Here is a 17,002-nt window from a genome sequence, read left to right on the forward strand (position 1 = left end):
TCCCAGCCCCCGCCTAGGCTGAGCGGGTGGCTCAGAGCATCTACATCACCTCGGTCGAAGGTCATTCCGGCAAGTCCACGATCGCGCTCGGCGTGCTCGACGCGCTGAGTCGAGCGACGCCGCGGGTGGGGGTGTTCCGCACCATCGCCCGCTCCACCGCGGAGCGCGACTACGTGCTCGAGATGCTGCTGGACCACGACGGCGTCGACCTCGCCTACGAGGAGTGCGTCGGTGTCACCTACGACGACGTGCGCGCCGACCCCGAGGCATCCCTCGCCCGCATCGTGGAGCGCTACAAGGCGGTCGAGCGTCAGTGCGACGCGGTCGTCGTCGTCGGCAGCGACTTCACCGATGTGGGAAGCCCCGCCGAACTGGCCTACAACGCCCGCATCGCGGCCAACCTCGGCACACCGGTGCTGCTGGTCGTCGGCGGCCGTGCGATGCAGGGGCAGAGCGAGCAGTTGGGCACCGCCCCGGCACGCACGGCCGAGCAGATGGGCCAGATCGCGGCGCTCGCCGTGCCCGAGCTGATCTCCGGTCGCGCCGACCTGTTCGCCGTCGTCGCCAACCGCGCCGACCCCGAGCGTCTCGACGAGATCGTCGAGGCCGTCTCGGCTGCCGTGGCGGCGGTGCTGCCGGGGCGCGACATCCCCGTGCGGGCCCTGCCGGAGGACCGCTACCTCGTCGCCCCGTCGGTGCGCGGCATCCTGCGCGCTGTGGAAGGCACCCTGGTCAAGGGCGACCCGGAACTGATGACCCGCGAGGTGCTGAGCATCGTCGTCGCCGGCATGTCGATGGTCAATGTGCTGCCGCGGCTGACCGAATCCGCCGTCGTGGTGATCCCGGCCGATCGCACCGAGGTGCTGCTGGCGACCCTGCTCGCCCACGCGTCGGGCACGTTCCCGTCACTGGCCGCGGTGGTGCTCAACGGCCCGTTCCCGCTGCCCGACACGATCGACAGCCTCATCGACGGCCTCGGCTCGACGCTGCCGATCATCGCGACCGACCTCGGCACCTACGACACCGCGGTGCGGGTCATGACCGCGCGCGGGCGCCTGGCCGCCGACTCGCAGCGCCGGTACGACACGGCGCTGGCGCTGTTCGAGAAGCACGTCGACACCGAGGCGCTCACCCAGGCGCTGGGCGTCGCCCACACGACGGTGGTGACACCGCTCATGTTCGAGTACGCACTGATGGAGCGGGCCCGCAACGACCGCCGCCGCATCGTGCTGCCCGAGGGTGACGACGACCGCGTGCTGCGCGCCGCCGCCACGGTGCTCGCCCGCGGCATCGCCGACGTCACGATCCTCGGCGAGGAGATCGAGGTGCGCAGTCGCGCGCTGGAGCTGGGCATCGACCTGTCCGGGGCGCAGGTCATCAGCCCCTTCGACGCCGTGCTGGTGGACAGGTTCGCCCAGGAGTACACCCGCCTGCGCTCCCACAAGGGCATGACGCTGGAGCGCGCAGCCGACACGGTCACCGACGCGTCCTACTTCGGCACGCTCATGGTGCACCTGGGGCTGGCGGACGGCATGGTGTCGGGTGCGATGCACACGACCGCGCACACGATCCGTCCCGCCTTCGAGATCATCAAGACCCGTCCCGGGGTCTCCGTCGTGTCGAGCGTGTTCCTGATGGCGCTCGCCGACCGGGTGCTCGTCTACGGCGACTGCGCCGTCATCCCCGACCCCACCAGCGAGCAGCTCGCCGACATCGCGGTGTCGTCGGCAGCGACGGCGGCTCAGTTCGGCATCGAGCCGCGCGTGGCGATGCTGTCGTACTCGACGGGGGAGTCGGGCAAGGGCGCCGACGTCGAGAAGGTGCGCGCGGCCACGGCGCTCGTGCGCGAGCGCTCGCCGCAGCTGCCCGTGGAGGGGCCCATCCAGTACGACGCGGCCGCCGACGCCGCCGTGGCATCCCAGAAGATGCCGGGCTCCGACGTGGCCGGCCGGGCGACGGTGTTCGTCTTCCCCGACCTCAACACCGGCAACAACACATACAAGGCCGTGCAGCGCTCGGCCGGCGCCGTGGCCATCGGCCCGGTGCTGCAGGGACTGAACAAGCCGATCAACGACCTCTCGCGCGGCGCGCTGGTGGACGACATCGTCAACACGATCGCCATCACGGCGATCCAGGCACAGGGTGAGGTGGGCGCATGAGCGTCGTACTGGTCGTCAACAGCGGATCGTCGTCGTTCAAGTACCAGCTGGTCGAACCCGAGGACGGCCACGTCCTGGCCTCGGGTGTCGTCGAGCGCATCGGCCAGGCCATGGGCGCCACCAAGCACACAGTGAACTTCCCGTCGTCGTCGGCGGGCGGGGAGGCGGTGACCGCGACGGATGCCACCTATCGCCGGGAGCTCCCCATCCCCGACCACACCGCCGGGTTCGCCGTCATGCTCGAGGCGTTTCGCGAGTGGGGGCCGTCGCTGGAGACGTCGCCGCCGGTGGCGGTGGGTCACCGGGTGGTCCATGGCGGGGCGCGCTTCTTCGAGCCGACCCTCATCACCTCGCTGGTGGAGATCAACATCGACGACCTGTCGGTGCTCGCGCCGCTGCACAACCCCGGCGCGCTCCAGGGCATCCGGGCGGCGAAGTCGGCCTTCCCCGACCTCGCCCACGTCGCGGTGTTCGACACCGCCTTCCACCAGACGCTGCCGCCGGCGGCGTACACCTACGCCATCGACCGGGACCTCGCCGCGGCTCACCGCATCCGCCGCTACGGGTTCCACGGCACGTCGCACAAGTTCGTCAGCCGCGCGGCGGCGGAGTTCCTCGGCCGCCCGCTGGGCGAGCTGCGCCAGATCGTCTTCCACCTCGGCAACGGCGCATCCGTCACCGCGGTCGACCGCGGCCGCTCGGTGGAGACATCGATGGGGCTCACCCCGCTCGAGGGCCTGGTCATGGGCACCCGCTCGGGCGACCTCGACCCGGCCGTGCTGTTCCAGCTCGCCCGGCGCGCGTCGATGTCGATCGACGACCTTGACGACCTGCTGAACAAGCGCAGCGGCGTGCTCGGGCTCGCCGGCGTCGCCGACATGCGCGACCTCGAGGAGCGCGTGGACGCCGGCGACGAGGACGCCATCCTGGCGTTCGAGGTGTACCTGCACCGGCTGCGCGCGTACGCGGGGGCGTACCTCGCTCAGCTCGGCGGCGTCGACGTGATCACGTTCACCGCCGGGGTGGGGGAGAACTCCCCGAGCGTGCGCGAGGGGGCGCTGGCCACCCTCGGATTCGCGGGTGTGAAGGTGGATCGCGAGCGCAACGAGACCCGCGCGCGCGGCATCCGCGTGATCTCCACCGACGACTCCCCGGTGACGGTGCTGGTGGTGCCCACGAACGAGGAACTGGAGATCGCGCGCCAGGCCCTCGACGTCGCATCGTCCCTCTGACGGCACCCCGGACCCCGAGCATGCCGCAACCTCCGGCGTCGACGTGACCGTGCACAGTTCGCGCGACTACGCTGGCGACGTGGCTTCCCGAAATCTGCCCGACCTGACGGCGTACGACGCCGTGCTCTTCGACCTGGACGGCGTCCTCACGCCGACCGCCGAGGTGCACATGCACGCGTGGCAGACCATGTTCACCGAGCTGTTCGCGGCCTGGGGGATCACCCCGCCGTACACCGAGCAGGACTACTTCCTGCACCTCGACGGCAAGAAGCGGTACGACGGCGTGGCGGCGCTGCTGCGCAGCCGCGACGTCGAGGTGCCGTGGGGCGAGCCGAGCGATCCGCCGAGCGCCGACACGGTGTGCGGCATCGGCAACCGCAAGAACCTCGTGTTCGAGCGGGTGCTGCGCCAAGACGGCATCGCCGCCTACCCGGGGTCGCTGCGGCTGCTGGACAAGCTGCAGGCGGCGGGCACGCCCATCGCGGTGGTCTCCAGCTCGAAGAACGCCCGCGAGGTGCTCACCGTGGCGGGGCTGATCGATCGCTTCCCCGTCATCATGGACGGCCTCGTCGCCGAGCGCGACCACCTGCCCAGCAAGCCCGCCCCCGACGTCTTCGTCGTCGCCGCGCGCATGCTCGGGGTGGACCCCGCGCGCAGCGTCGCCATCGAAGACGCGCACAGCGGGGTGCAGTCCGCCGCCGCCGGCGGCTTCGGCCTCGTCATCGGCGTCGACCGCGGTGTGGGCGCGCAGGTGCTGCGCGATGCCGGCGCAGACGTCGTCGTCGACGACCTCGACGCTTTCCTCCCCTGACCGGTGCCCGACCGGCAGCAACCCTCGAAAAAACCTGGAAGGCCCGCATGATCGACCGTGATCGCTTCCCCGTCGACCCCTGGCGGCTCGTGGAGAAGAGCTTCTCGCTGGAGGATCTCGGCGTCACCGAGACCTTGTTCGCGCTCGGCAACGGCTACCTCGGCATGCGCGGAAACCCGCCCGAGGGACTGCAGGGTCACGAGCACGGCACCTTCATCAACGGCTTCCACGAGACCTTCGCGATCCGTCACGCCGAGCAGGCCTACGGCTTCGCCGAGGTGGGCCAGACGATCATCAACGCTCCGGATGCCAAGGTCATGCGGGTCTACGTCGAGGACGAGCCGCTGTCGCTGGACATCGCCGACGTGCGCGAGTACGAGCGCGTGCTCGACATGCGTGACGGCGTGCTGCGCCGTCACGTGCTGTGGGTGACGCCCAGCGGCAAGGAGGTGCAGATCGACTTCGAGCGCATGGTGTCGTTCGAGGAGAAGCACCTCGCGGTGATGAAGATCACGGTGACCGTGCTCAACGCCGACGCGCCGGTGACGATCAACTGCCAGCTGGTGAACCGCCAGGACGGCGAAGACGTCTACGGCGGCAGCTCGGCGGTGCGTGCGCCCCGCGCCGGGTTCGACCCGCGCAAGACCGACCGCATCCACGAGCGGGTGCTGCAGCCGCAGGACTACTGGCAGGACGGCTCGCGCACCGCGCTGTCGTACCGCGTCAACCAGTCGGGCATGACACTCGCCGTCGCCGCCGATCACATCATCGAGACCGAGAACGAGTACGACGTGCGCGGGCTCATCGAGCCCGACATCGCCAAGAACCTTTACCGCGTGCAGGCCAAGGCGGGGGTGCCGATCACGGTCACGAAGCTGGTGACCTACCACACGTCCCGTGGCGTGCCCGCCCGCGAGCTCGTCGACCGGTGCCGCCGCACGCTCGACCGCGCCTACACCACCGGCGTCCCCGCGCTGTTCGCGCAGCAGCGCAAGTGGCTGGACGAATTCTGGGACCGCTCCGACGTGCGCATCGGCGGACACGACGATCTGCAGCAGGCCACCCGCTGGTGTCTGTACCAGCTCGCGCAGGCCGCCGCGCGTGCCGACGGCCGCGGTGTGCCGGCCAAGGGCGTCACCGGCTCGGGGTACAGCGGACATTACTTCTGGGACACCGAGATCTACGTGCTGCCGTTCCTGGCGTACACGACGCCGCTGTGGGCACGCAACGCCCTGCGCATGCGGTACCTGATGCTGCCGGCGGCCCGCAAGCGTGCCGCGCAGCTCAACGAGGCGGGCGCCCTCTTCCCCTGGCGCACGATCAACGGCGAGGAGGCCTCGGCCTACTACGCCGCGGGCACCGCGCAGTACCACATCAACGCCGACGTCTGCTTCGCCCTGGCGAAGTACGTGCGGGCGACCGGCGACGTGGACTTCCTCTACACCGAGGGCATCGACATCGCCGTGGAGACCGCGCGCCTGTGGGCGACGCTCGGTTTCTGGCGCACGAGCGACGGCATCCACGACGATGACGACGACGCCGACGGCGACATGTTCCATATCCACGGTGTGACCGGTCCCGACGAGTACACGACCGTCGTCAACGACAACCTGTTCACGAATGTGATGGCGCGCTTCAACCTGCGCTTCGCCGCGCGCACCGTGCGGGAGATGGAGCAGGACGCGCCGGAGGAGTACCGGCGCGCGATGGACCGGCTGGGCATCGAGCCCGGCGAGGCGGAGTCGTGGGACCGTGCCGCGGATGCGATGCACATCCCCTTCAGCGAAGCACTCGGCATCCACCCCCAGGATCACGTCTTCCTGGAGAAGGAGGTGTGGGACCTCGAGAACACGCCGCCCGAGAGTCGTCCGCTGCTGCTGCACTTCCACCCGCTGGTCATCTACCGGTATCAGGTGCTCAAGCAGGCAGACGTGGTGCTCGCGCTGTTCCTGCAGGGGAACCACTTCAGCGATGCCGAGAAGCTCGCCGACTTCAACTACTACGACCCGCTCACGACGGGCGACTCGACCCTGTCGGCGGTCGTGCAGGCGATCCTCGCCGCTGAGGTCGGCTACCAGGAGCTGGCACTGGAGTACTTCCTCGAGTCGATCTACGTCGACCTCGGCGATCTGCACCACAACGCCGCCGATGGGGTGCACGTCGCGTCGGCGGGAGGGGTGTGGACGGCGCTCGTGTCCGGCTTCGGCGGCATGCGCGACCACTTCGGCGACCTGTCGTTCGACCCGCGGCTGCCCGAGGGCTGGCCGTCGCTGGAGTACGCGCTGCACTGGCACGGCACACGCATCGATGTGCGGGTGACCCCCGACGCGATCTCCTTCGACGTCGGCCCCGGCGGGCCCGTCGTGCTGTCGGTGCGCGGAGCGGGCTACGTCATCGCTGGCGACGAGACCCTCGTGGTGCCGCTCGACGGCCAGGGCACGCGTCGGCCCGGACGTCCGTCGCTGCGCCACATCGAGGATGCCCGTCGCGACGACGGCACCTTCCTGTCGGCGTCGATCCCCACGCTCACGAGCTCCATCCCGGTCATCTCCGACGACGAGCTGCTCGGCGACGACGCGAACGTCGGGGCGGACAGCTGAGCCGGGCGCTCAGCCCGCGGGGGCGACGGTGACGACCGCGACGGCGACGACGGCCTGACCCGGCTCGACCCCGAGCCGTCGCAGGTCGCGCGCGGCGGACCACGCCTGCACGACCGCCTGGTCGGCCACGGTGCTGCCGTCGCCGCTCAGCAGGCGCACGGCGGCGTCGGTGCGGCCCTGCCCTCCGGCGGGGACGTACCCGGCGGCCTCCAGTGCGCGCAGCAGGGCGTCGACGTGCGGATCGGCCGCCGCCTCGCCGGGCAGCACCCAGACGCGCACGTCGGAGGTCGCCTCGAGCTCCTCGATGTCGGTGAAGGAACGCTGCGTCCCGGTGAACGCGCACCCCGGCTCGCCCAGTCCGGCGAGGTCGACCTGCGGATCCGCGGAGACGGGAGCGGCGACGCGCTCGTCGGCGAGGAGTCGGGAGCCGCCCACGATCCACCAGGCGACGCCCGCCGGGCACGGCAGCGAGGCGTCGGCATCCGCATCCGCGCCGGCATCCGCACCCGCGCCGGCACCCGCACCCGCACCCGCGCCGTCGCCGCGCTCGGGCGTCTCGGGGATCGTGGCGTCGGGCAGCGGGTGCAGGGGCGAGGGACCGGGCGTCGTCGACGCCGTGGGACTCGGGCTCGGAGTGGGGGTGGGCGTCTCGGAGGGGAGGCGAGGCGCGCACCCCGCCACCAGGAGGACGCCGACGACGATTCCGGCGGCGGCGCCGCACAGCGCCCCTCGCCGCGATCGACCGCTCCTGATGCCCATACCGGCAGTCTCGCGCAGGCGGTGCGGAGGCGACACCCCGCAGCCGGATCGCCGGCTGGATACCCGCCGGACGTGATGTCGCGGGCACGCCGTAGGCTAGGAACGTGACCACCGCCCTCTACCGCCGTTACCGTCCCGAGGCGTTCGGCGAGATGATCGGCCAGTCCCAGGTCACCGACCCGCTGATGACAGCGCTGCGCGGAGACCGGGTCGGGCATGCCTACCTCTTCTCCGGACCGCGCGGATGCGGCAAGACCACGTCGGCCCGCATCCTCGCCCGCTGTCTCAACTGCGCCGAGGGGCCGACCGACACCCCGTGCGGCACGTGCCCCAGCTGCGTGGAACTGGGCCGCAACGGCGGCGGCTCTCTCGACGTGGTCGAGATCGACGCGGCATCCCACAACGGCGTCGACGACGCCCGCGATCTGCGTGAGCGCGCCATCTTCGCGCCGGCCCGAGACCGGTTCAAGATCTTCATCCTCGACGAGGCGCACATGGTCACCCCGCAGGGCTTCAACGCCCTGCTGAAGCTCGTCGAAGAGCCGCCCGACCACGTCAAGTTCATCTTCGCCACAACCGAGCCCGACAAGGTCATCGGCACCATCCGCTCGCGCACGCACCACTACCCGTTCCGGCTGGTGGCACCCGCGGCCATGCTCGAGTACGTGCAGGAGCTGTGCACGCAGGAGGGCGTCGAGGTCGAGACCGGCGTGCTGCCCCTCGTCGTGCGCGCCGGGGGCGGGTCACCGCGTGACACGCTGTCGCTGCTCGACCAGCTGATCGCCGGCTCCGATGTCGCCGAGGGCGGCGCGGTGCGTGTGAAGTACGAGCGCGCCGTCGCGCTGCTCGGCTACACCCACGCCGAGCTGCTCGACGAGGTCGTCGAGGCGTTCGGCTCGGGGGACGCCGCAGGCGCCTTCGCCGCGGTCGACCGGGTGGTGCAGACCGGGCAGGACCCGCGCCGGTTCGTCGACGACCTGCTGGAGCGGCTGCGCGACCTCATCATCGTGGCGGCCACCGGCGACGGCGCCGCCGCGGTGCTGCGCGGCGTGCCCGAGGACGAGCTCGAGCGCATGGGTCGCCAGGCGGTGATCTTCGGCACCGAGCGTCTCTCGCGCACCGCCGACCTCGTCGTGACGGCTCTCGACGACATGACCGGTGCGACCTCCCCGCGCCTGCAGCTGGAGCTGATGGTCGCGCGGGTGCTCGCCCAGACCTCGCCCGCCGCGTCGGCCCCGGTCGCGCCTCCCGTGCAGGCCGAGCCCGTGCGCACACCGGCCCCGGCAGCCGTCGCGCCGCCGGTTCCGGCCCCTGCGCCCCGTGCGCCGGAGCCCCAGGCACCCGCGTCGCCCCCCGCGTCCGCGCCCGCCGCATCGGCGCCCGTCGCGCAGCCCGCCTCGGCGCCCGTCGCCTCGGCGCCCGTCGCGCAGCCGGCCTCGACACCTGTCACGGAGCCGGCAGCAGCGCCCGCGGAGCCCGTCCAGGAGCCGCAGGCCGCACCGGCCGAGCCGGTCGTGCCCGCCGGGCCGATCACGTTCGCGCACGTCCGCGACGCGTGGCCGGAGATCCTCAAGCGTCTCGAGGCCGTCAGCCGCACCTCGTGGCTGCTCGCGACCGTCGCACGGGTCGCGGCGTTCGACGACGACGTGCTGACCCTGGCGTTCCAGAGCCAGGCCGACGTCGCCGCGTTCAAGAAGCTGCAGGGCGGTCAGGGCCCGAGCGAAGACCTGCGCGGCGTGATCCAGCAGGTGCTCGGCATCCGCGTGAAGTACATCGCCCGTCACGACACCGATCCGACGCCGCCGCCGCCCGGTGCGGCACCGGCAGGCCCGGCCCCGGCCGGCCCCACCCCGAGCGACCCGGCACCCGGCGGTGCGCCCTCAGGCTCCGGCGACGGACGTCCGGCGCCCGGCGGCTCCCGCACTCCCTCGCCGGTCGGCGGCCCGTCGTCATCGCCGGCCGCCGCCGCGCCGGTGACGCAGTGGGCGGTCGCGCCGATCCCGGCCGACGACCCCACCGTGCCGGCCGCGCAGGCGCAGTTCGCCGTCGACGACGAGCCAGAAGACGCAGCGGCGTCCCGCGCCCGCGTCGCGACCCTCGCGCGCTCGCAGGAGGGCGAGGTGCTGCCCGCCGACGCGGTCGCGCCGTCGATGCCGGACGACGAGCCCGATCTCGACGATGTCCCGCCGCCGCCCGACGACCTGCCGGTGCCGCCGGTCGTGGTCACCAGCCGCCCGATCGCCACGCGTCCCGGGGTCGAGCGTTACGGCGAGCCGGTCATCCGTCAGATGCTCGGCGCCACCTTCGTGCGCGAAGAGCCCTACTCCCCGCCGACGAGGTTCAACTAAGCCATGTACGACGGCATCGTCCAGGACCTGATCGACGAGTTCGGCCGGCTGCCCGGCATCGGACCGAAGTCGGCGCAGCGCATCACGTTCCACATCCTGCAGACCCCCAACTTCGACGTGCAGCGCCTCTCGGTGCTGCTCAGCGACATCCGCGACAAGGTGCGCTTCTGCGAGATCTGCGGCAACGTGTCGGAGCAGGACCGCTGCGGCATCTGCCGTGACCCCCGCCGCGATCCCAGCGTCATCTGCGTCGTCGAGGATGCCAAGGACGTCGCCGCCATCGAGCGCACGCGCGAGTTCAAGGGGCTCTACCACGTGCTCGGCGGGTCGATCAGCCCGATCGCCGGCATCGGGCCCGACGACCTGCGCATCACGCAGCTCATGCAGCGCCTCGCCGACGGCACGGTGCAGGAGGTCATCCTCGCCACGAACCCCAACCTCGAGGGCGAGGCGACGGCCACCTACCTCAGCCGACTGCTGCACTCCCTCGAGATCCGCGTCACCCGGCTGGCCTCGGGCCTGCCCGTCGGCGGCGACCTCGAGTACGCCGACGAAGTGACCCTGGGACGCGCGTTCGAGGGCCGCCGCTCGGTCTGACCGAGGTCAGCGGCGCAGGCGAGCCCGCGCGCGCGCCACGCCCGTCAGCGATGCCCGCAGCGGCTGCCCGAGGTAGATGCCCAGAGATGCTCCCACCGCGAGGCTGATGCCCACGGTCGCCGCCGCGGCGAGGGTGCCGAACCCGGTGAGCAGCATCGCCGGCTCCGGGCCGGACTCGACGATCGACAGCAGGCCGCGGAACACTGCCGCTCCAGGGACGAGCGGCAGGATCGCGGCGGTCGTGATGGCCACCGACGGCACGTGCAGCCGGTAGGCGATGACGATGCCGAGAAGGCTGCCGCCGAAGGCGCCCATCCCCGCCGCAGCGGCGGCGTCGAAGCCGACGGCGGATGCGGCGACGAACCCGAGCCACGCGACCGTGCTCAACAGCGTGCTGATCACGACGATGCGCGCGCCGGCGCCGTTGAAGACCGCGACAGCCACGGCGATGAGGGCCGCGCCGAGGAACTGCAGCGGCAGGGGGCCGAAGGGCACCGCCTCGCTCGGGGGCTCCATGCCCAGGCCGATGACGCGCGCCGTCTCGAGGCCCGCGAGGATCCCGAGAACGACGCCGAGGGTCTGCGTCATGAGCTCCAGGATGCGTCCGGTGGCCGTCAGCGCGAACCCGTCGATGGCATCCTGCGCCGCCCCCACGACGGTCAGCCCCGCGAGCATCAGCACGATGCCGGAGGCGACGATCACCGACGGGCGCACCGTCGCCGCCGCCTCCCAGCCGGTGGCGGCGAGGAGAGGACTCAGCGCCGCGACCATCGTCAGCACGAACGCACCGGCGATCTGGCTGAAGAAGTAGGGCACGCGCGCCTTGGCGAGGGCGAACTGGGTGAGGGCGGCGAGGGCGGCCGCGATGAAGGCCAGCGCGATGACGAGCCAGTTGCCGCCGAACATCACCGCCACTCCCACCGCCAGCAGCGCCTGCGCCGCGATGACGATCGCCGGACGGTAGCGGAACGGGGCGCGCCGGATGGCGCGGAACCGCGCGGTTGCGGCATCCAGCGGGAGCCCGCCGACGACGTCGGTGACGAGACTCTGCAGCTTCTGCAGCCGGTCGTGGTCGGGCGCGGGTCCCCGCACGACCCGCAGCAGCGTGATCGGGCGGGCATCGTCGCCGCGGTGATGGGCGACGGTGATGGCGTTGTACGTGATGTCCACGTGCACCGGTTTCAGCCCGTAGGCTCCCGACACCCGCACGATCGTGAGTGCCACGTCGCTGGCGCTGGCGCCGGCGACGAGCATCGTCTCGCCGATGCGCACCGACAGGTCGAGCATCCGCGCCGCAAGGGTGTCGTCGATGATCGGAAGGGCCTCGGTCAGTGCGGGGGCCGTGTCGCTGCCCCGCAGAAGAGTGCCGAGGGATCGGGCCATCCGCTCTCTTCGATGCATCGTCCGCCCGTCTCCACCCGTACCGCTGCATCGATCGTACCGAGCCGGCCGGAGGCCACCGTCACATGGCTGACCCGGAACGTGGCGATCCCTAGAATGGGGCGTTGGGCGGCATCGGCCCATAATCCCCAGGAGTTCCCCCATGGCGTTGATCGTGCAGAAGTACGGCGGGTCGTCCGTCGCCGACGCGGAGAGCATCAAGCGGGTCGCGAAGCGCATCGTGGATGCCCGCCGCGCAGGCAACGAAGTGGTCGTCGCCGTCAGCGCGATGGGCGACACCACCGATGAGCTGCTCGACCTCGCCCACGAGGTGGCCCCCATCCCCGCGCCGCGCGAACTGGACATGCTGCTGTCCAGCGGCGAGCGCATCTCGATGGCGCTGCTGGCGATGGCGATCCACTCGATGGGCTTCGAGGCGCGCTCGTTCACCGGCAGCCAGGCCGGCATGATCACCGATGCCACGCACGGCGCGGCCCGCATCGTCGACGTCACGCCGGTGCGGCTGCGCGAAGCGCTCGACGAGGGCGCCATCGTCATCGTCGCCGGCTTCCAGGGCTTCAACCGCGACACGCGCGACATCACCACGCTCGGCCGCGGCGGCTCCGACACCACCGCCGTCGCCCTGGCCGCCGCCCTCGACGCCGACGTCTGCGAGATCTACAGCGACGTCGACGGCATCTTCACCGCCGACCCGCGGGTCGTGCCGAGGGCGCGCAAGCTCTCCGTCGTCAGCAGCGAGGAGATGCTGGAGATGGCGGCCAACGGCGCCAAGGTCCTCTACATCCGTGCGGTGGAATACGCCCGCCGTCATGGGGTCACGATCCACGCCCGGTCGACGTTCTCCTCCGCGGTGGGCACCTACGTGCTCGCCCCGGGGATGACCGCGCCCGACAGCGAAGAAGGAGCAGAGATGGAAGAGCCGATCGTCGCGGGAGTCGCGACCGACCTGAGCCAGGCCAAGGTCACCGTCACGGGCGTTCCCGACGTGCCGGGCAAGGCCGCGGAGATCTTCACCGTCGTGGCGCAGTCCGGCGCCAACGTCGACATGATCGTGCAGAACGTCTCGGCGGCGACCACCGGCCGCACCGACATCTCTTTCACGCTGCCCAAGAGCGACGCCGGCACGGCCCTGCGTGCGCTGTCGGTGCGTCAGGGTGACATCGGGTACGAGGGACTCGTGCACGACGACCAGATCGGCAAGCTCTCGGTCGTGGGGGCCGGCATGCGCACCCACTCCGGGGTCTCGGCGACGCTCTTCGAGGCGCTGAGCACCGCGGGGATCAACATCGAGATGATCTCGACCTCCGAGATCCGCATCTCGGTCGTGGTCCGCGGCGACGACCTCGCCGCCGCCGCCCGCGTCGTGCACACCGCGTACGGCCTCGACGGCGATGCGGAAGCCGTCGTGCACGCCGGCACCGGGCGCTGACCCACGCCACGCGCCGGCAGCCGCTGCGCCGCCAGCCGCTGCGCCGGCGGCCTCGCCGCTAGACTCGCGGCATCCGCCCGCTCGGACCCCCGCCCGCATCGCCGCAAGGAACTTCAATGACTCGCATCTCCGATTCCGGACTCTCCGTCGCCGTCGTGGGCGCCACCGGCCAGGTCGGCACGGTCATGCTCGAGATCCTGGCGGAACGTGCGTTCCCGATCCGCGAGCTGCGTCTGCTGGCCACGTCGCGCTCGGCCGGCACCGCCGTCGACTTCGGCGGGCACACCGTCATCGTCGAGGACGTCGCGACGGCGGACCCCGCCGGCATCGACATCGCGCTGTTCTCCGCCGGCGCCACCGGCTCGCGCGCGCACGCGCCGCGGTTCGCCGAAGCCGGCGCCGTGGTCATCGACAACTCCAGCGCCTGGCGCATGGACCCCGAGGTGCCGCTGGTGGTGAGCGAGGTCAACCCGCATGCCACCGTCGATCCGCCCAAGGGCATCATCGCCAACCCCAACTGCACCACGATGGCCGCCATGCCCGTGCTGAAGGTGCTCCATGAGGATGCCGGGCTCGAGCGTCTCATCGTCAGCACCTACCAGGCCGTGTCCGGCTCCGGCCTCGCCGGCGCCGAAGAGCTGCTGGGCCAGGTCGAGGGCGTGCTCGCTCAGGGCGACACGCTGCGCCTCGTGCACGACGGCTCGGCGGTGGACTTCCCGCCGCCGGAGAAGTACGTCGCCCCGATCGCGTTCGACGTGATCCCGCTGGCCGGCTCGATCGTCGACGACGGCGAGGGGGAGACCGACGAGGAGAAGAAGCTCCGCAACGAGAGCCGCAAGATCCTCGAGCTGCCCGACCTGCGGGTGGCGGGGACCTGCGTGCGCGTCCCGGTGTTCACCGGTCACTCGCTGTCGATCCACGCCGAGTTCGCCCGCGACATCACGCCCGAGCGGGCGCGCGAGCTGCTGGCATCCGCCCCGGGCGTCGAGTTCGACGAGGTGCCGACCCCGCTGCAGGCCGCAGGCAAGGATGCCGCCTTCGTCGGGCGCATCCGCGCGGATCAGTCCGCCCCCGAGGGCAAGGGCCTCGTGCTGTTCATCAGCAACGACAACCTGCGCAAGGGTGCGGCGCTGAACGCCGTGCAGATCGCCGAGATCGTGGCCGGCCGCCTCGGGGCCGCCTGACCCCGGCAGGGCCCGGCCCACCTGGATGCCGGCGGTCGGGGCGCCCAGCCGCGCCCAGTAGGATGGACCATCGTGATCAAGACGTACGATGCCGTTCTCATCGGTGGCGGTATCATGAGCGCCACCCTCGGTACGCTGCTGAAGGAACTTCAGCCTGACTGGGACATCCTCGTCTGCGAGCGACTGGGCGACGTCGCGCTGGAAAGCTCCAACGCCTGGAACAACGCCGGCACCGGCCACGCCGCCCTCTGCGAGCTGAACTACATGCCCGAGGGCAAGGACGGATCCGTCGATCCCGCGAAGGCCGTCGCCATCAACGAGCAGTTCCAGCAGAGCCGACAGCTGTGGTCGTCTCTGGTCGAGCGTGGCATCCTCGACGAGCCGTCGACCTTCATCAACGCCACCCCGCACATGACCTTCGTGCGCGGCGAGAAGGACGTCGCCTACCTCAAGCGCCGCTACGAGACGCTCAGGGAGCAGCCGCTGTTCGAGGGCATCGAGTACAGCGAGGACTCCCGCGTCATCAACCAGTGGGCGCCGCTGCTGATGCAGCGTCGTCTCAAGGGCGAGCCGTTCGCGGCCACCCGCGTGCCGGCCGGCACCGACATCGACTTCGGCGCGCTGACGCGCCAGCTGTTCGCCCACCTGACCGAGCAGGGAACCGACGTCGTCGTCAACTGCGAGGTGCGCAAGCTCAAGAAGCAGAAGGACGGGACGTGGAAGGTCTCGTTCCGCAACACCGTCGGTCGCACCCCGGGCGCCGTCAACGCGCGCTTCGTCTTCGTCGGCGCGGGCGGCTGGGCGCTGAAGCTGCTGCAGCGCTCGGGCATCCCCGAGATCAAGGGGTACGGCGTCTTCCCGATCGGCGGCCAGTTCCTCAAGACCACGACGCCCGAGGTCGTCGCCCAGCACAAGGCCAAGGTCTACTCGCAGGCCTCGGTGGGCGCGCCTCCCATGTCGGTGCCCCACCTCGACACCCGCGTCGTCGACGGCGAGACCTCGCTGCTGTTCGGCCCGTTCGCGACCTTCAGCCCGAAGTTCCTCAAGAACGGCTCGGTGCTCGACCTCGTCACCCAGGTGCGCCCGCACAATCTGCTCCCGATGCTGAAGGTGGCCATCGACAACCCGTCGCTGATCTCCTACCTCGTCGGCGAGCTGCTCAAGAACAAGGCGAAGAAAGTCGACAGCCTGCGGGAGTTCGTCCCGACCGCCAAGGATGACGACTGGGAGCTCATCCAGGCCGGCCAGCGTGCCCAGGTCATGAAGAAGGACCCCGAGAAGGGCGGCATCCTGCAGTTCGGCACGGAGGTCGTCGCGGCGGAGGACGGCACCATCGCCGGACTCCTCGGTGCATCGCCGGGCGCGTCCACGGGTGCGTCGATCATGCTCGGCCTGCTCAAGCGCTGCTTCCCCGAGCGCCACGACGAGTGGGAGCCGCGCCTGCGCGAGCTCATCCCGAGCTACGGCGAGACGCTGAACCCGCGTCCGGAAGCGGCACGGGAATCGATGGATGCCACGGCCGCCGTCCTCGGCATCCAGCCGTAGGCGCCCGCGTGCGCCTGTGGTCGCTGCACCCTGCGGTGCTCGACCGCGCGGCGCTGGTCGCCTGCTGGCGTGAGGGCCTGCTGGCGCAGGCGGTGCTCGCGGGCGCGACCCGCGGGTACACGCGGCATCCGCAGCTCGAACGGTTCCGCGCCTGCGCCGACCCCCAGGACGCCATCGGGCACTTCCTCGCGGCGGTGCAGGCGGAGGCCACCGCACGCGGATACCGCTTCGATGCGACGCGCATCCGGCGAGCGGGCGCCGCGAACCCCGCCATCCCCGTGACCGACGGGCAGCTCGCCTTCGAACTCGAGCACCTTCGGCGCAAGGTCGCCGAGCGGTCGCCGGAGTGGCTGCTGCGCCTGCCCATCGCGGGCGCCGCGGTGCCTGCCGGGCCGTCGTTCGTCGCGGTGCCCGGGCCCGTCGCCACGTGGGAGCGGCCCTAGCCCGGCGGCGGAGCCGCGGCCGGCCTGCGGGGGCGCGCGGCGCGGCGCGCGCGGCGCGGGGCGCGCGGCGCGGGTTTGGGTCGCGTATCGGTTCCCGAGCCGGGTGTTGCGGGGGTTTGGGTCGTGTATCGGTTCCCGAACGTGGGGTGGCCGTGGCGGCGGGGGTTTGGGTCGCGTATCGGTTCCCGACCCGGGTGTTGCGGGGGTTTGGGTCGCGTGTCGGTTCCCGAGCCGGGTGTTGCGGGGGTTCGGGGCGCGTATCGGTTCCCGACCCGGGTGTTGCGCGGGTTTGGGTCGCGTATCGGGTTCCCGAACGTGGGGTGGCCGTGGCCGCAGGGGTTCGGGGCGCGTATCGGTTCCCGAGCCGGGTGTTGCGGGGGTTTGGGTCGCGTATCGGTTCCCGAACGTGGGGTGGCCGTGGCCGCGGGGGTTCGGGTCGCGTGTCGGTTCCCGAGCCGGGTGTTGCGGGGGTTTGGGTCGTGTATCGGTTCCCG

General features: G+C 71.5%; 12 protein-coding genes. 10 read left to right on the forward strand and 2 right to left on the reverse strand.

Going from position 1 to position 17,002, the window contains the following annotated elements:
- Window positions 1–26: 26 nt before the first annotated feature.
- The 4 genes from pta to NQ165_RS06880 all read left to right on the forward strand — a co-directional run bounded on the left by pta (window position 27) and on the right by NQ165_RS06880 (window position 6,802).
- The gene (gene pta, locus NQ165_RS06865; protein ID WP_257525911.1) at window positions 27–2,159 is read left to right on the forward strand and encodes a phosphate acetyltransferase; all 2,133 of its coding nucleotides are present in this window, start codon (window positions 27–29) and stop codon (window positions 2,157–2,159) included.
- Window positions 2,156–3,391, forward strand: coding sequence for an acetate/propionate family kinase (locus tag NQ165_RS06870; protein ID WP_257525909.1), 1,236 nt, complete (start codon window positions 2,156–2,158; stop codon window positions 3,389–3,391). Before pta ends, NQ165_RS06870 begins: the two co-directional genes overlap by 4 nt.
- Before the next feature lie 79 nt (window positions 3,392–3,470).
- Window positions 3,471–4,202: an HAD family phosphatase gene (locus tag NQ165_RS06875; RefSeq protein ID WP_257525908.1), complete on the forward strand. Its 732-nt coding sequence runs from the start codon at window positions 3,471–3,473 to the stop codon at window positions 4,200–4,202.
- Window positions 4,203–4,249: 47 nt separating this feature from the next.
- Entirely contained in the window at window positions 4,250–6,802 is a 2,553-nt protein-coding gene (locus NQ165_RS06880) for a glycoside hydrolase family 65 protein (RefSeq protein ID WP_257525906.1), read from the forward strand.
- 9 nt (window positions 6,803–6,811) lie between these two features.
- Here NQ165_RS06880 and NQ165_RS06885 read toward each other — a convergent pair whose 3' ends face one another.
- Window positions 6,812–7,561, reverse strand: a complete 750-nt coding sequence (locus NQ165_RS06885) for a hypothetical protein (RefSeq protein WP_257525905.1) — start codon at window positions 7,559–7,561, stop codon at window positions 6,812–6,814.
- Between the two features lie 104 nt (window positions 7,562–7,665).
- Here NQ165_RS06885 and NQ165_RS06890 point away from each other — a divergent pair, with 104 nt between their 5' ends.
- Both NQ165_RS06890 and recR read left to right on the forward strand, forming a co-directional pair.
- A complete protein-coding gene (locus tag NQ165_RS06890; protein WP_257525904.1) occupies window positions 7,666–9,909 on the forward strand; it encodes a DNA polymerase III subunit gamma and tau in 2,244 nt (747 codons plus the stop codon).
- Window positions 9,910–9,912: 3 nt separating this feature from the next.
- Entirely contained in the window at window positions 9,913–10,506 is a 594-nt protein-coding gene (gene recR / locus NQ165_RS06895; RefSeq protein WP_257525903.1) for a recombination mediator RecR, read from the forward strand.
- A 6-nt stretch (window positions 10,507–10,512) separates the two neighbouring features.
- On the opposite strand, the gene NQ165_RS06900 is transcribed toward recR, so the two are convergent.
- Window positions 10,513–11,889 (reverse strand): threonine/serine exporter ThrE family protein, encoded by a 1,377-nt coding sequence (locus tag NQ165_RS06900; protein WP_257525902.1) that lies wholly within the window; start codon window positions 11,887–11,889, stop codon window positions 10,513–10,515.
- Between the two features lie 160 nt (window positions 11,890–12,049).
- Here NQ165_RS06900 and NQ165_RS06905 point away from each other — a divergent pair, with 160 nt between their 5' ends.
- The 4 genes from NQ165_RS06905 (at window position 12,050) to NQ165_RS06920 (ending at window position 16,508) form a co-directional block, all read left to right on the forward strand.
- Window positions 12,050–13,336, forward strand: coding sequence for an aspartate kinase (locus tag NQ165_RS06905; RefSeq protein ID WP_257525901.1), 1,287 nt, complete (start codon window positions 12,050–12,052; stop codon window positions 13,334–13,336).
- 116 nt (window positions 13,337–13,452) lie between these two features.
- Window positions 13,453–14,520 (forward strand): aspartate-semialdehyde dehydrogenase, encoded by a 1,068-nt coding sequence (locus tag NQ165_RS06910; RefSeq protein ID WP_257532160.1) that lies wholly within the window; start codon window positions 13,453–13,455, stop codon window positions 14,518–14,520.
- A 72-nt stretch (window positions 14,521–14,592) separates the two neighbouring features.
- Window positions 14,593–16,065: a malate:quinone oxidoreductase gene (locus NQ165_RS06915; protein ID WP_257532162.1), complete on the forward strand. Its 1,473-nt coding sequence runs from the start codon at window positions 14,593–14,595 to the stop codon at window positions 16,063–16,065.
- An 8-nt stretch (window positions 16,066–16,073) separates the two neighbouring features.
- The gene (locus NQ165_RS06920; protein ID WP_257525897.1) at window positions 16,074–16,508 is read left to right on the forward strand and encodes a pyrimidine dimer DNA glycosylase/endonuclease V; all 435 of its coding nucleotides are present in this window, start codon (window positions 16,074–16,076) and stop codon (window positions 16,506–16,508) included.
- Window positions 16,509–17,002: the final 494 nt, after the last annotated feature.

The sequence above is a fragment of the Microbacterium sp. zg.Y1084 genome (genome assembly GCF_024623595.1).
Lineage (GTDB): Bacteria > Actinomycetota > Actinomycetes > Actinomycetales > Microbacteriaceae > Microbacterium > Microbacterium wangruii.